This is a genomic window from Candidatus Paracaedimonas acanthamoebae, from assembly GCA_017307065.1.
Lineage (GTDB): Bacteria > Pseudomonadota > Alphaproteobacteria > Caedimonadales > Caedimonadaceae > Paracaedimonas > Paracaedimonas acanthamoebae_A.
The window spans coordinates 1-14,379 of sequence record JAFKGL010000034.1 but is presented as its reverse complement, the minus strand read 5'-3'; the positions used below and the strand labels follow the sequence as shown (position 1 = coordinate 14,379).

Here is a 14,379-nt window from a genome sequence, read left to right as displayed (position 1 = left end):
AAGGCTTTTTAAAGGCCTTCAAGGAAGAAAACATCATCTCTGACCATCTACTATTAGACTATCATACAATGATACATTTTTCAAGAAAATTCGAAACAATTATCAAACACAAACCACTCTTATAATCATTTAATATCAATATGTTAAAAAGGGAGTTTATTAAAAATCAGTTGTGCCTCTTTCTTCATCTTCCAGCAACTTAACAGCCACGGGCTCAACAAAATAAGCTTCAATTTTTTCAAAAAGCGCCTCATGTTTATCGGTTAAGGCCCAGTCATCTAATTCCTTTTCACTGGAAAAAGACAAAATAACTGTCGGATGAGGCCCTTCCGTATTGCAGCTCATCGAGATGAAACCGTCCTGTTGTCTGGCGGCCTCTAAGACATCCTTATACCAAGATGAAAAATAAGAAAGCCCAGCTGACGTCAGGAAATAGGTGATTTCTATCGTCAGTCAACATTTCTTCTTTGATGGATCAATCTTTATGAAAGGATTTTAGGTTCTCCACAAGCTCATTTACAGCTTTAAGAATACTTTCACGATGAGGTTTAAAATCTTCAGAGAGGTTTTTGAGCTTTTTCTTCTCATCCAGCATGGTATGAACAAGCCCAATCGCCGGCATCGTTGTCGTCAGTTTCATCTTAAAACACTCTAAGACTTGCGTTAATTGAGTTGCCGCCTTTTTACCACCATCTTGATAGCCATAGCTTACAATGATCGCTGGCTTTTCTTTCCATTCAACATACAGATAATCAATTGCATTTTTTAAAGACGCCGGATAACCACAATTATATTGAGGCGTTACAAAAATATAACCATCGTAGGAGGCAATTTCTTGGCTCCATTTTTTGGTATAAGCGTGAGTATATGTCGCAGGCCCATTCATCGGCATTCCGGGCTCATTGAAGAGAGGTAAATTCCATTTCTCAAGATCAATCAACGTAAATTGCACATTTGGTGTTTCTTGAACTTGTTGAAAGATCCACTCAGACACTTGTCCTCCAATTTTATTGGGACGTGTGCTTCCAATAATAATGCCAATTTTGTAGGTTGAGTTTGCTTTGAGTTGATTATTTTCTTCCTGTCCCATCACTGATAATGGCGCCCATATCATTAAAAAAAGCCCTAAAATGAAACGCATTTTTCTTCTCCCTTAAAAAGAAAGTTAATATTAAGCGATTTATAACATTAATTTTTCATAGACAGAAGATTAAGAAAAGATTTTTATTTTTAAGAGGTTATATTATCAAAATTTCTTCTCTCACAAACGAGCGTTTGGTATTTTTCTACACACTAACGGCTTTTACCAGGATGAAAGAGGGATTTTTTAGCAAATATTTCATAGCTCTATAAAAGAAAACCACAGGACATAGCTTTATCCTGTGGCAAGAATTTTTTATATCTAATTATTGAATCGGGAATACTGTAAGAAGCGTCCCAAAATCTTGTCGTAATATGAATTGAATTGTATGTTTTCCTTTATTCCCTTGCACAGCTATTCCACCAGATTGAAGGTTTTGATCTAAGAAACAAACATCTTTAGCCGCCTTAAAAGTGCAAACAACTCTATTATTCGTTGGTTCTTGGCAAGTAACTGTTGCGTTCTCAAATACGGCTTTGAATTCTGATTCTTCCTTCGGAAAGAAAGATCCTTTTCCTCCCGTACTATTGAAGATCATTTTAGCGCAATCATCTAAATTTCCTAAGTGTTTTCCTAGACCATGGCTAGCAACAAACTTGTAAAGATCACCTAGACGTCCGATCATTTTTCCCACGCACACTTCGGCCTCTCTTTTATCCAAAGGTTTATTTTCACAAGAAGAAATATCAGTAACTATAGGAATATTTGGAGTAGAATTAGCGGAAACCGCAGGATTATTAGGAAGGGAGGGAGATGAGACCGTTGGTGGAACATTCGTATTAGTCGTAATAGCAGCAGCAGGAGCATTCATCAAGGAAGTAGAAATACTATTTTCAGCCGCATCACTCTCAGAAGATGAAGAAGTATCAGAAGCATTTACTTGATTTAAAAATAGAAATAAAATTAAACCTATCGACGTCAAAATTATTCTCTTCATAAGTATTTCTTCCATCAAAATTTTACAATTACTTAATTTATGAAATAATATAACAATCACTTATTAAAAATTAATTAATTTAAAAAAATTGAATTAAATATTTATACTCATGAAATATCTATATTTATTAATTTTTTTATTTTTTATAATAATATAAAAAAAGGGAGCACTACGTACTCCCTTTCCTTATTAGAAAAAACACTAAAGCTTATAGAACTTGTGGTGAGCTTTCTGTTTCATCTTTTGCTACAGGTAACGCTGTATCTCCAGCTTGACCTTTCTCTGGAGAAAGTCTTTCAAGATCAAGCTTTGTTGCCACACGCTTTAGAGTATTAATCACACTTCCTGTTCCTGCAGGAATCAAACGTCCCACAATCACATTCTCTTTTAAGCCAATAAGATTATCTTTCTTTCCAGCAACGGCTGCTTCCGTAAGAACACGCGTTGTCTCTTGGAACGAGGCCGCAGAGATAAACGATTCTGTTTGAAGCGAAGCTTTTGTAATACCTTGAAGAACAGGGTGTCCTACAGCTGGCCTCAAATTATCTCTCAACAATTTATCGCAAACATCATTAAATTCACGACGATCTATATGTTCACCGACGAGGTAAGTTGAATCACCTGCATCCTCAATCTCAATTTTTTGAAGCATTTGGCGGACAATTACTTCAATATGCTTATCGTTAATCTTCACACCTTGAAGACGATAAACTTCTTGAATTTCATTGATTAAATAACTTGCCAAAGCCTCAACACCGAGAATACGTAAAATTTCATGAGGGACAGGATTTCCATCAACAAGAAGCTCGCCTCGTTTTACGTAATCGCCTTCAAATACAGTCACATGGCGCCCCTTTGGAATCATATATTCTAAAGGCTCTCCTTGTCCTTCTGTCGGCACAACACGAATACGGCGTTTTGTCTTATAATCCTTACCAAATTCAACGCGTCCGTTGATTTCGCTGATAATTGCGTGATCTTTCGGCATCCGAGCTTCAAAAAGTTCAGCCACACGAGGCAAACCACCCGTAATATCGCGCGTCTTTGAGCTTTCTCTTGGAATACGTGCGATGATATCACCAGCTTTTACCTCTGTATGATTATCAACATTCAAGATCGCATCAACAGGCAAGAAGTATCTTGCTTCAACACCACTTGGAAGTGTCAAGGCTTCACCCTTCTTATCACGAAGAGCAAGACGAGGCTTCAAGTTTGCTCCACGAGGTTGTTGACGCCAGTCAATGATCACGCGGCTTGCGATACCAGTTGTCTCATCCATGACTTCACGCATAGAAACACCATCCACAAGATCCACATAATTAATAACACCGTCTGTTTCAGTGATGATCGGAAGTGTAAACGGATCCCATTCCGCCAATTTCTGACCTTTTTTCACTTGAGTTCCTTCATCAGCAAGGATACGCGCACCATAAGGCAGCTTATAACGCGCACGCTCGCGATCTTTAGAATCTTTCAAGATCACTTCACAATAACGGTTCATCACAATCGGAATTCCCTCACTGTTGATAACCACGTTACGGTTACTGATCTCAACTTTTGCATCTATCGAAGACTCAATACTGGACTTCTCACCTGCACCTTGAGCCGTTCCACCAATGTGGAAAGTACGCATTGTAAGCTGAGTTCCAGGTTCACCAATCGATTGTGCCGCAATCACACCGACCGCTTCTCCCATATTGACGCGTGTACCACGTGCCAAATCGCGACCATAACAATTTCCACAAATTCCAGTCTCTGCTTCACAAGTAAGTGCGGAACGAATACGGATTTCATCAATATTTGAGTGTTCGAGGCGTTCGATATGAACCTCATCAAGAGTTTCACCTTTTCGGGCAATCACTTCTTCAGTTGCAGGATCGATCAAATCTTCTAGAATTGTACGACCTAAAACGCGTTCAGAGAGAGGTGTAAGGACTTCACTGCCCTCAACCACCGCCTTCACAGAAATGCCGTTTTCAGTGCCGCAATCTTCAATGGTAATGACACCATCTTGAGCTACGTCCACAAGACGGCGTGTGAGATATCCGGAGTTCGCAGTCTTAAGAGCCGTATCAGACAAACCTTTTCGAGCACCGTGAGTTGAGTTAAAGTACTCAAGAACGGTTAATCCCTCTTTAAAGTTTGAAATAATCGGGGTCTCAATAATTTCACCTGAAGGCTTAGTCATCAATCCACGCATTCCAGCCAACTGCTTCATCTGGGCTGCCGATCCACGCGCTCCTGAGTGAGCCATCATATAAACAGAGTTTACCGGCTTGCCTGTCTCAACAGTTGAGAGGCCTTTCATCATGGCTTGCGCAACTTTTTCAGAACATTGCGCCCAAGCGTCAACGACCTTGTTATACTTCTCACCTTGCGTGATAAGACCATCAAGATATTGTTGCTCATACTTTGCAACCATGTCGTGCGTTTCGTTAACAAGCTGCTCTTTATCAGCCGGAATCAAAAGGTCATCTTTACCAAATGATACACCTGCATAAGTTGCATATTTAAAGCCAAGGGCCATCAAGCGATCCGTGAAAATAACTGTCTCTTTCTGACCACAGTGACGATAAACGACATCAATGAGCTTCGTAATATCCTTGCTTGTCAAGAGGCAGTTAATGATCTCAAATCCTAAATTCGGATGACGCGGGTAAATATCGGACAACATGAAGCGTCCCGGTGTTGTTTCGACGATCGAGGAAGTCTTCTTTCCTTCTGCATCAACCCCATAGTAACGCGCTTTAATTTTTGCATGTAAAGAGAGAAGGCCCGCATTCAAGGCTTGCTCAAGCTCGCCAATCGAAGCAAAAATCATGCCTTCGCCTTTTTCGCTCTCACGGCTCATCGTAAGATAATAAAGACCAAGCACGATATCCTTTGTAGGCACGATAATTGGGCGCCCGCTAGCAGGGCTCAAAATATTGTTAGTCGACATCATTAATACACGAGATTCAAGTTGAGCCTCAATTGAAAGAGGAACGTGAACCGCCATCTGATCACCATCAAAGTCTGCGTTAAAAGCTGTACAGACTAAGGGATGTAATTGGATAGCTTTGCCTTCAATTAAAACAGGTTCAAACGCTTGGATACCAAGACGGTGGAGTGTTGGAGCACGGTTCAAAAGAACAGGGTGCTCTCGAATGACTTCTTCAAGGATATCCCATACTTCTGGGCGCTCACGCTCAACCATACGCTTTGCAGCTTTAATTGTGCTTGCGAGGCCATAACGCTCAAGACGAGAATAAACAAAAGGCTTGAAAAGCTCTAAGGCCATTCTTTTTGGAAGACCGCATTGATGAAGCTTAAGTTCAGGTCCAACAACGATCACTGAACGGCCTGAATAGTCCACACGTTTTCCAAGCAAGTTTTGACGGAAACGACCTTGTTTTCCTTTGAGCATGTCTGCCAAAGATTTCAAAGGACGCTTATTTGCCCCTGCGATAGGACGCGCGCGGCGGCTGTTATCGAATAAGGCATCAACTGATTCTTGAAGCATTCGCTTTTCATTTCGAATGATAATATCAGGCGCACGTAATTCCATCAGACGACGCAGACGATTGTTACGATTGATCACACGACGATATAGATCGTTAAGATCTGACGTTGCAAATCGGCCCCCATCGAGAGGGACAAGAGGACGAAGCTCAGGAGGAATAACTGGTAGAACATCCAAAACCATCCATTCAGGACGAGCCCCTGATTCAAGGAAAGCTTCAACGATTTTCAATCGCTTGACGAGCTTTTTACGGCGCATTTCCGACGTTGTATCATAAAGCTCTTCACGAAGATTTTTTTGCTCACTCTCAAGATCAATTTGAGAAAGCATCGCCTTAAGAGCTTCTGCGCCAATTCCTGCAGTAAAAGCATCTTCGCCGTACTCATCTTGAGCATCAACGAACTCTTCTTCAGTTAAGAGTTGTCGCTGCCTGAGAGGTGTTAAACCTGGCTCAACTACAATATAACTTTCAAAATAAAGAACTTTTTCAAGATCCTTCATCGTAAGATCAAGCAATTGAGCAACACGACTTGGAAGCGATTTCGTGAACCAGATATGAGCAACAGGAGTTGCCAGTTCAATATGCCCCATACGATCACGGCGAACCTTTGAAAGTGTGACTTCAACGCCACACTTTTCGCAGATAATTCCGCGATATTTCATCCGCTTATACTTACCACATAAGCATTCGTAGTCTTTTACAGGACCAAAAATGCGTGCACAGAAAAGGCCGTCTCTCTCGGGCTTAAATGTACGATAGTTAATTGTTTCTGGCTTTTTTACTTCACCATAAGACCAAGAGCGAATCTTTTCAGGACTTGCTATTGAGATCTTAAGATGGTCAAAGTTTGCAGCAGTTTTGACCTGGCCAAATATATTCATCAAATTGTTCATTCAGAACTCCTAAGGATATTCTATCTAGTCGCTATTCACCAAACTCGAGATTTAAACTCAACGAGCGCAATTCTTTTACCAACACATTAAATGATTCTGGAATACCAGATTCAAATGCATCTTCACCCCGTACGATGGCTTCGTAAACTTTTGTACGTCCCGAGACATCATCCGATTTAACAGTGAGCATTTCTTGTAATGTATAAGCAGCACCATACGCTTCAAGAGCCCAAACTTCCATTTCCCCAAAACGTTGACCACCAAACTGAGCCTTACCACCAAGCGGTTGTTGTGTAACAAGGCTGTAAGGTCCAACAGAACGAGCGTGGATTTTGTCATCAACCATATGGCTTAACTTCAGCATATAAATGTATCCAACAGTGACAGACCGTTCAAAAGGCTCTCCTGTTCGACCATCAATAAGGGTAACCTGGCCAGAAGTATTCAAATTTGCTCGTTGAAGTTCACGAATAATGTCATCTTCATGAGCGCCATCAAAGACAGGTGTTGCCATAGGAACACCCCGAATCATGGATGCTGCTGTTTCAATAAGCTCAGCGTCGTCCATCTTTTCAATCTTCTGGATATCTGTTTCTTTTTGATAAATCCCTGTCATCAGTTTTTTCAGATCTTCAGGGTTTTTATTCTCAGAATAAATATCTCCAAGCATGTGACTTATTTGTTTTCCAAGACCTGCCGCAGCCCATCCAAGGTGAGTTTCTAAAATCTGTCCCACGTTCATACGAGATGGAACACCCAATGGATTTAAAACGATGTCAACAGGCGTCCCATCTTCAAGATGTGGCATGTCTTCTTCAGGAACGATAACAGACACAACGCCCTTATTTCCATGGCGACCCGCCATTTTATCACCAGCTTGAATTTTACGCTTCGTGGCAATAAACACTTTAACTGTCTTAAGGACACCCGTAGGCAATTCATCTCCTCGACGAACTTTCTCAACTTTATCCTCAAAACGTTTTTGGATGACAGAAACGTCTTCATCGTGTTGTTTCCGCATAGCTTCAATTTCAGTCATAATGACATCATTTTCAACAACAAGTTGACGCCATTGCCCTGTGGTAAGCGTTGCTAAATAAGCTTCATCTACCGTAACATTCGTTTTTGCACCTCTAGGAGCACCAACGACTTTTTGGTCTAAAAGCAATTGTTTCAAACGAGCAAAGAAGGCGCGTTCAAGAATACCTTTTTCGGTATCACGGTCTGCAGCCAAACGATTAATTTCAGCCCGCTCAATAGCAAGTGCACGTTCATCCTTTTCAACACCACGACGTGAGAAAACGCGAACTTCAACAACAGTTCCACTCACGCCAGGTTGAACACGCAAAGACGTATCCCGCACATCAGAGGCTTTCTCGCCAAAGATGGCTCGCAAAAGCTTTTCTTCTGGCGTTACTGGTGTTTCACCTTTTGGTGTCACTTTTCCAACAAGGATGTCACCAGGTTTTACTTCTGCACCGATCGAAACGATACCCGCCTCATCTAAGTGGCACAAAGCCTCATCCCCAACATTTGGAATGTCGCGAGTGATTTCTTCTTGACCTAATTTTGTGTCACGCGCATGAACTTCAAATTCTTCAATATGAATCGAGGTAAATACGTCTTCACGCACTAACCGTTCAGAAAGAATAATAGAGTCTTCGAAGTTGTAACCGTTCCAGGACATGAAACCAACAAGCACATTTCGGCCAAGAGCTAACTCACCCGCATCTGTTGCAGGGCCATCAGCAATAATATCGCCAGCTTTCACAAATTCGCCAGGACGCACTAAAGGCCGTTGATTAATACACGTATTTTGGTTAGACCGTTGGAATTTTTGCAAATTATAAATATCAACAACGGAAGGAGTTGACGCACTTGTTTCCTTAACACGAACAACAATTCGTGTTGCGTCAACTTGATCAACAATCCCATCGCGCTTTGCAACAACTGTTACGCCTGAATCACGCGCTACGGATTTTTCCATCCCTGTTCCCACAAGTGGGGTTTCAGCACGCATCAAAGGTACAGCTTGGCGCTGCATGTTAGATCCCATCAATGCACGGTTCGCATCGTCGTTCTCAAGGAAGGGGATCAAAGATGCCGCAACTGAGACAAGCTGTTTCGGAGAAACGTCAATGAATTGGATATCGCTTGGTGGTGCAATTGTAAAATCACCCCCTTTACGACAACTCACGAAATCCTCAAGAAGCTTGCCTTTGTTATCCATCGCAGCACTTGCTTGAGCGATCGCGTATCTTCCTTCTTCAGTCGCAGAAAGATAAACAATTTCGTCAGAAACGAAACCATCAACAACACGACGATAAGGACTCTCAATAAATCCATACTTATTCACGCGGGCAAACGTTGCAAGTGAGTTAATCAATCCAATATTTGGTCCTTCAGGTGTTTCAATCGGACAAATACGACCATAATGAGTTGGGTGAACGTCACGCACCTCAAATCCAGCACGATCACGTGTAAGCCCCCCCGGTCCCAATGCGGACAAACGACGCTTGTGCGTAATTTCCGCAAGCGGATTCACCTGATCCATGAACTGAGAAAGCTGTGATGAAGCAAAGAATTCTTTTACAGCTCCTGACACAGGTTTCGCATTGATAAGATCATGCGGCATTACGGTATCAATCTCGACTGAACTCATGCGTTCACGAATGGCTCTCTCCATTCTTGAAAGACCCGTGCGATACTGATTCTCAAGAAGCTCACCAACAGGACGAACACGACGATTGCCAAGGTTATCAATATCATCAATTTCTCCACGACCATCTTTAAGCTCAAGAAGAATCTTTACAATAGAAATAATATCATCTTTGCGCAGAGTCCGAGCGGTATCTTCCGTCTCAAGACCTAAGCGTGCATTCATTTTTACACGACCAACTGCTGAAAGATCAAACCTTTCAAAATCAAAGAAAAGACCAGAAAATAAAGCTTCCGCACTTTCAAGTGTTGGAGGCTCTCCAGGACGCATAACACGATAAATATCCAGAAGCGCTTCTTCTCTTGAATAATTGCGATCAGCGGCCAAGGTATTTCTTAAATAAGGACCTATATGAATATGATCGATTGCAAGTGTTGCAATACTTTTGAAACCACTTGAACTCAAACTTTCAATAAGCTGCACGGTTAATTCTTCGCCAGCTTCGACAAAGATTTCACCAGTATCCTCATTAATCATATCTTCAGCAGTATAACGACCGATTAAGTCATCTGCTGGTACTAGAATTTCATTCAGACCATCTTCTTTAAATTTCTTTGCAAGGCGGGGGGTCATTTTTTCGCCCGCAGCTAAAACAACCTTATCCGTCTTTGCATCAATAAGATCATGAACAAGTTTCCCACTTTTCCAACGTGTGGGCTCAAATGGTATTTTCCAACCTTTATCATGGTGCGTAAAAACGATTGTTTCATAAAAAAGTTTTAAAATCTCTTCTCGCGATAAACCGACAACCTCACTCGGCGCAAGCTCTTTACCTTCTTGCTCAGCTTTTTGGCGTTTCTTAGCAGTTTCTTCGTTATCAAGGGCCATTAAAAGAGATGTTGCATGTAATTTTCTGCGTCGATCGATACGAACATACAAAAGATCTTTCGCATCAAACTCAAAATCAAGCCATGAACCGCGATAAGGAATTACACGACCAGAGAATAATAATTTTCCAGAAGCATGCGTTTTACCACGATCATGGTCAAAAAATACGCCCGGAGAACGATGCATTTGTGATACGATAACACGCTCAACCCCATTAATAATGAAGGTACCGTTATCTGTCATGAGAGGAATATCCCCCATGTAAACTTCTTGTTCTTTAATGTCGCGAATCGAACGAGCACCTGTATCCTCATCGACATCCCAAACAACGAGCCTAAAAACAACTTTTAGAGGAGCAGCATATGTCGTTCCTCTTTGGCGGCATTCTTCAACATCATACTTCGGTTCATCAAAATCATAATGATAAAACTCAAGTTGAGCTTTATCTGAAAAATCTTTGACTGGAAACACTGAATGAAAAACAGCCTGCAATCCAAGCATTTGCCGCTTCTCAAAAGGAATATTTCTTTGTAAAAATGCTTCGTACGAATTTTTTTGAAGTTCGATTAAATTCGGCATGGGAGCCACACCACTTAATCTTTCAAAACTTTTGCGTATACGCTTGCGACCAGCCATAGATAATGCCATATGCCCCTCAATCAGCTAATAAATGTGCAAATTTAGTCTTTCTGCATGCAAAAAGTCTACGCTATCAATTTTAAAATTGAAAAAACTATAGATTTATACAAAGAGACTAAGTTCACTCATATATACGTTAAACTTTAATAATGCAAGTAATACATGTGCGATCGGAAAACATGCTCTCTTAGAAAGCTTTTTCCGACCGCACTTTTAATCCAACAAAAAGAACTACTTAAGTTCGACCTTTGCGCCAGCCTTCTCAAGTACATCCTTAATTTTTTGAGCTTCGTCCTTGCTCACGCCTTCTTTAACAGCTTTTGGAGCGCCTTCAACAAGGTTCTTTGCTTCAACAAGACCTAAACCTGTAATTGTGCGAACTTCCTTAATGACGTTAATTTTTTGTGCACCGCCATCTACGAGCATTACTGTGAATTCAGTTTGCTCTTCAACAGGCGCAGCAGCCGCAGCAGCCGCAACTGCTACAGGCGCAGCAGCAGAAACGCCCCATTTTTCTTCAAGAAGCTTCGCAAGCTCTGCAGCTTCAAGAACACTTAACGCAGATAAATCATCTACGATTTTTGCTAATTTTTCAGCCATTTTATATCTCCTAATATCTCTTCAAAAACCATTAATATTTACGATAATCAGCCTTTTTCGCTGTAAGCTGACACAACGCGAGCAAGTTGCCCTGCAGGCGCTTGAATAACACGAGCCAGTTTTCCAGCGGGAGCTTGTAGTATACCAATAATCTTGCCTCGCAATTCGTCGAGAGAAGGCAAGGTTGCAAGAGCTTGAACATCTGCTTTACTGAGGAATTTGTCCCCCATCGCGCCACAAACAATTTCAAGCTTTTGATTATCATTGGCAAACTTTACAGCAACACGCGCAGCTGCGATTGGATCAGTTGAATAAGCTAAAGCTGTTGGACCTTTAAAATGATCTAACAATACTTCATAGCTTGTTCCCTTCACAGCCAAACGGGTCAAAGTGTTTTTAGTCACTCTGAATTGGGCTCCTGCCTCATACATCTGACGACGCAGAGTTTGTGATTCACCAACAGTCAACCCAACCTGTCGCGTAATAACAACAAGTCCAGCCTGATCAAGCGCGGATCGCATTGAAGCGATAAAGAGCTCTTTTTCTCTTTTTTCCACGGTTTTCTCCTTCAAGCTTCACACCACTCACCATGAATGGTGCTTGTTTAACAATTCTGCCCGGAAAGAGAAACACACTAAAATGATTGTGCTTTCTTCCGTCTATGCAGGCGGTAATCATTAAAAACCAATGTTTACCTACAGTCTCGGACAGAGCGTAGGGAACTTCCCTACTAAGCAACATGATAACTCATGCCACATCTTTTATACTTAAATTGAGTATCTACTCAATAAGGTATTAATTTGAAAAACCTGTGAGGTCAACGCGCACAGAAGGCCCCATTGTTGAGCTTAAAGAAATCTTCTTTAAATAAGATCCCTTAATACCACTTGGGCGCGCTTTATTGATCACATCAATAAACATTTGGATGTTTTCAACTAAAGCTTTTTCAGAAAAACTAACCTTACCAATGCCACCATGAACGATACCTGCCTTCTCAGCACGGTATTCAATCTGGCCACCTTTTGCAGCTTTTACAGCTTCAGCAACATTCGGCGTTACTGTTCCAAGCTTAGGATTTGGCATAAGACCTTTAGGCCCTAAAACCTTTCCAAGCTTTCCAACAACAAGCATCATGTCCGGCGTTGCAATACAACGATCAAAGGTAATTTCACCTTTCTGAATTTTTTCAGCAAGATCATCAGCTCCAACAAAGTCAGCTCCAGCTGCTAAAGCTTCTTTAGCTTTTTCATCTTTAGCAAACACAGCCACGCGTAACGTTTTACCCGTCCCATTAGGAAGCTGAATCATGCCACGCAAGCTTTGATCTGCTTTTCGCGTATCAATATTTAAATTTAAAGCAATTTCGACTGTTTCATCAAATTTTGCCGCTGCACGAGTTTTAATAATTTTAACAGCTTCATCAAGCGAATAAGCTGTCATCGCATCTAAATTCTCGTAGGCTTTCTTAAGTCTTTTTCCAATTTTTGCCATCGCTTACTCCACCACCTCAAGCCCCATTGATCGCGCAGAACCAACAATCATCTGCATTGCAGCATCGACTGTAGTTGCATTGAGATCAACCATTTTCTTTTGAGCTATCTCTTTAATTTGGCCTTTTGTTATTTTACCAACCGTCCCTTTTCCTGGTGTCTGAGATCCCTTAGGGAGACCTGCAGCTTTTTTCAAGAAATAACTAACGGGTGGTGTTTTTGTAACAAAGCTAAACGAACGATCTGAGTAGGCTGTAATAACCACAGGAATTGGCATTCCAGGCTCAAGTTCTTGCGTCTTCGCATTAAACGCTTTACAAAATTCCATAATGTTGAGTCCCCTTTGACCCAAAGCTGGACCAATTGGTGGGGATGGGTTTGCTTTTCCTGCAGGAACCTGCAGTTTAATATATCCTTCTATTTTCTTTGCCATAGTATCCTCTATTTATCATTAAAGGGTGCGGTACGGTTTTGGCTTTCCTTCCGCATATCGTTCTCTCAAGAGAACAAACTCTACATACTCTTAAATCTAGATTTTTTCAACCTGAGAAAAATCTAGATCTACAGGTGTTGAACGTCCAAAAATACTCACAGAAACTTTCAAGCGCTCTTTTTCCTCATCAATCTCTTCGACAAGACCTGTAAATGTTGAGAAAGGTCCATCTGAAACACGAACTTGCTCACCAATTTCAAAACTAAGTTTATGCTTAGGTTTACCAACTCTCTCTTCAACTTGGTTCAAAAGACGCTCAACTTCAAATTTACTGATGGGTGTCGGCTTACCTTTCCCTCCAAGAAAATTTGTCACTTTTGGCGTATTTTTAATTAAATGCCATGTTTCATCTGAAAGTGCCATTTGCACCAAAACATAGCCTGGAAAAAACTGCCGCTCTGAGCTAATTTTTTCGCCTTTTTTAATTTCAATAACTTCTTCAGTAGGAACAAGAACTTGAGAAATTCGATCTTCAAGCCCCTTTTTTTGAGCCTGCTCGCGAATTGTTTCTGCAACTTTTTTTTCTGATCCTGAGTAAACATGGACCACATACCAACGAAGTGTTTCTGACATGTATATTAATCCTTACCCCAGAATAAGCTGGACAACAAAGTGAATAAGCCCATCAGCTGCTAAGAAAAATAAAGCAGCTAATACAGAAAGAATAATAACCATAAAAACGGTAACCATTGTTTCTTTGCGAGTTGGCCAAGTAACTTTACCGATCTCTTGACGCACTTGACGTACAAACATTAGTGGACTTGCTTTTGCCATAAGCTTTCTTTCTCGATAATCCCATAAATTTTATTCATAATTTGGCAGGAGTGGAGGGGATCGAACCCACAGCCTTCGGTTTTGGAGACCGACGCTCTGCCAATTGAGCTACACTCCTAAACAATTGCAGCATCAAAATCAAGGGTTTTTTAGTTTTTAAACTACTTAAAAGTCAAAGACTAACACTTAAGATGCCAGTCTTTGACTTCTTAATACCCTAAATTAAGCGAGTATTTTAGTAACGACACCCGCTCCAACAGTACGACCACCTTCGCGAACCGCAAAGCGTAATCCTTCATCCATCGCAACAGGCGCTATAAGCTCTGCTGTAAGCTTAATGTTATCCCCTGGCATAACCATCT

Annotated in this window: 13 protein-coding genes and 1 tRNA gene; all 14 read right to left on the bottom strand. The window is 41.2% G+C overall.

Annotation, left to right across the window (positions count from 1 at the left end; genetic code table 11):
* Nucleotides 1–159 precede the first annotated feature (159 nt).
* Nucleotides 160–345: a hypothetical protein gene (locus J0H12_07290; protein ID MBN9413703.1), complete on the bottom strand. Its 186-nt coding sequence runs from the start codon at nt 343–345 to the stop codon at nt 160–162.
* A 130-nt stretch (nt 346–475) separates the two neighbouring features.
* The gene (locus tag J0H12_07285) at nt 476–1,141 is read right to left on the bottom strand and encodes an NAD(P)H-dependent oxidoreductase (GenBank protein MBN9413702.1); all 666 of its coding nucleotides are present in this window, start codon (nt 1,139–1,141) and stop codon (nt 476–478) included.
* 265 nt (nt 1,142–1,406) lie between these two features.
* Complete coding sequence (locus tag J0H12_07280; protein MBN9413701.1) at nt 1,407–2,078, bottom strand: hypothetical protein; 672 nt, start codon at nt 2,076–2,078, stop codon at nt 1,407–1,409.
* Nucleotides 2,079–2,286: 208 nt separating this feature from the next.
* Nucleotides 2,287–6,474: a DNA-directed RNA polymerase subunit beta' gene (gene rpoC, locus J0H12_07275; protein ID MBN9413700.1), complete on the bottom strand. Its 4,188-nt coding sequence runs from the start codon at nt 6,472–6,474 to the stop codon at nt 2,287–2,289.
* A 31-nt stretch (nt 6,475–6,505) separates the two neighbouring features.
* Nucleotides 6,506–10,669, bottom strand: coding sequence for a DNA-directed RNA polymerase subunit beta (gene rpoB, locus J0H12_07270; protein MBN9413699.1), 4,164 nt, complete (start codon nt 10,667–10,669; stop codon nt 6,506–6,508).
* A 222-nt stretch (nt 10,670–10,891) separates the two neighbouring features.
* Nucleotides 10,892–11,260, bottom strand: coding sequence for a 50S ribosomal protein L7/L12 (gene rplL, locus J0H12_07265; GenBank protein ID MBN9413698.1), 369 nt, complete (start codon nt 11,258–11,260; stop codon nt 10,892–10,894).
* A gap of 47 nt (nt 11,261–11,307) precedes the next feature.
* On the bottom strand, nt 11,308–11,817 hold the full coding sequence (rplJ, locus tag J0H12_07260) for a 50S ribosomal protein L10 (GenBank protein MBN9413697.1): 510 nt from the start codon (nt 11,815–11,817) through the stop codon (nt 11,308–11,310).
* Nucleotides 11,765–12,001 (bottom strand): hypothetical protein, encoded by a 237-nt coding sequence (locus J0H12_07255; GenBank protein MBN9413696.1) that lies wholly within the window; start codon nt 11,999–12,001, stop codon nt 11,765–11,767. Before J0H12_07255 ends, rplJ begins: the two co-directional genes overlap by 53 nt.
* A 54-nt stretch (nt 12,002–12,055) precedes the next feature.
* Complete coding sequence (gene rplA / locus J0H12_07250) at nt 12,056–12,751, bottom strand: 50S ribosomal protein L1 (GenBank protein MBN9413695.1); 696 nt, start codon at nt 12,749–12,751, stop codon at nt 12,056–12,058.
* A 3-nt stretch (nt 12,752–12,754) separates the two neighbouring features.
* Nucleotides 12,755–13,183, bottom strand: coding sequence for a 50S ribosomal protein L11 (rplK, locus tag J0H12_07245; GenBank protein ID MBN9413694.1), 429 nt, complete (start codon nt 13,181–13,183; stop codon nt 12,755–12,757).
* A gap of 96 nt (nt 13,184–13,279) precedes the next feature.
* Complete coding sequence (gene nusG, locus J0H12_07240) at nt 13,280–13,816, bottom strand: transcription termination/antitermination protein NusG (protein ID MBN9413693.1); 537 nt, start codon at nt 13,814–13,816, stop codon at nt 13,280–13,282.
* A 12-nt stretch (nt 13,817–13,828) separates the two neighbouring features.
* Entirely contained in the window at nt 13,829–14,017 is a 189-nt protein-coding gene (gene secE / locus J0H12_07235; protein MBN9413692.1) for a preprotein translocase subunit SecE, read from the bottom strand.
* 42 nt (nt 14,018–14,059) lie between these two features.
* Nucleotides 14,060–14,135, bottom strand: a tRNA-Trp gene (locus J0H12_07230).
* 104 nt (nt 14,136–14,239) lie between these two features.
* The coding region (tuf, locus tag J0H12_07225; GenBank protein ID MBN9413691.1) for an elongation factor Tu at nt 14,240–14,379 on the bottom strand (140 nt) is incomplete at its 5' end.

Bases quoted from the DNA above. Each gene is read 5' to 3' on its own strand.
- secE (MBN9413692.1), bottom strand. From the start codon at position 14,017: ATGGCAAAAGCAAGTCCACTAATGTTTGTACGTCAAGTGCGTCAAGAG.
- rpoC (MBN9413700.1), bottom strand. From the start codon at position 6,474: ATGAACAATTTGATGAATATATTTGGCCAGGTCAAAACTGCTGCAAAC.
- J0H12_07280 (MBN9413701.1), bottom strand. From the start codon at position 2,078: ATGAAGAGAATAATTTTGACGTCGATAGGTTTAATTTTATTTCTATTT.
- J0H12_07290 (MBN9413703.1), bottom strand. From the start codon at position 345: ATGAGCTGCAATACGGAAGGGCCTCATCCGACAGTTATTTTGTCTTTT.
- rplL (MBN9413698.1), bottom strand. From the start codon at position 11,260: ATGGCTGAAAAATTAGCAAAAATCGTAGATGATTTATCTGCGTTAAGT.
- rplA (MBN9413695.1), bottom strand. From the start codon at position 12,751: ATGGCAAAAATTGGAAAAAGACTTAAGAAAGCCTACGAGAATTTAGAT.
- nusG (MBN9413693.1), bottom strand. From the start codon at position 13,816: ATGTCAGAAACACTTCGTTGGTATGTGGTCCATGTTTACTCAGGATCA.
- rplK (MBN9413694.1), bottom strand. From the start codon at position 13,183: ATGGCAAAGAAAATAGAAGGATATATTAAACTGCAGGTTCCTGCAGGA.
- rpoB (MBN9413699.1), bottom strand. From the start codon at position 10,669: ATGGCATTATCTATGGCTGGTCGCAAGCGTATACGCAAAAGTTTTGAA.
- J0H12_07255 (MBN9413696.1), bottom strand. From the start codon at position 12,001: ATGTTGCTTAGTAGGGAAGTTCCCTACGCTCTGTCCGAGACTGTAGGT.
- J0H12_07285 (MBN9413702.1), bottom strand. From the start codon at position 1,141: ATGCGTTTCATTTTAGGGCTTTTTTTAATGATATGGGCGCCATTATCA.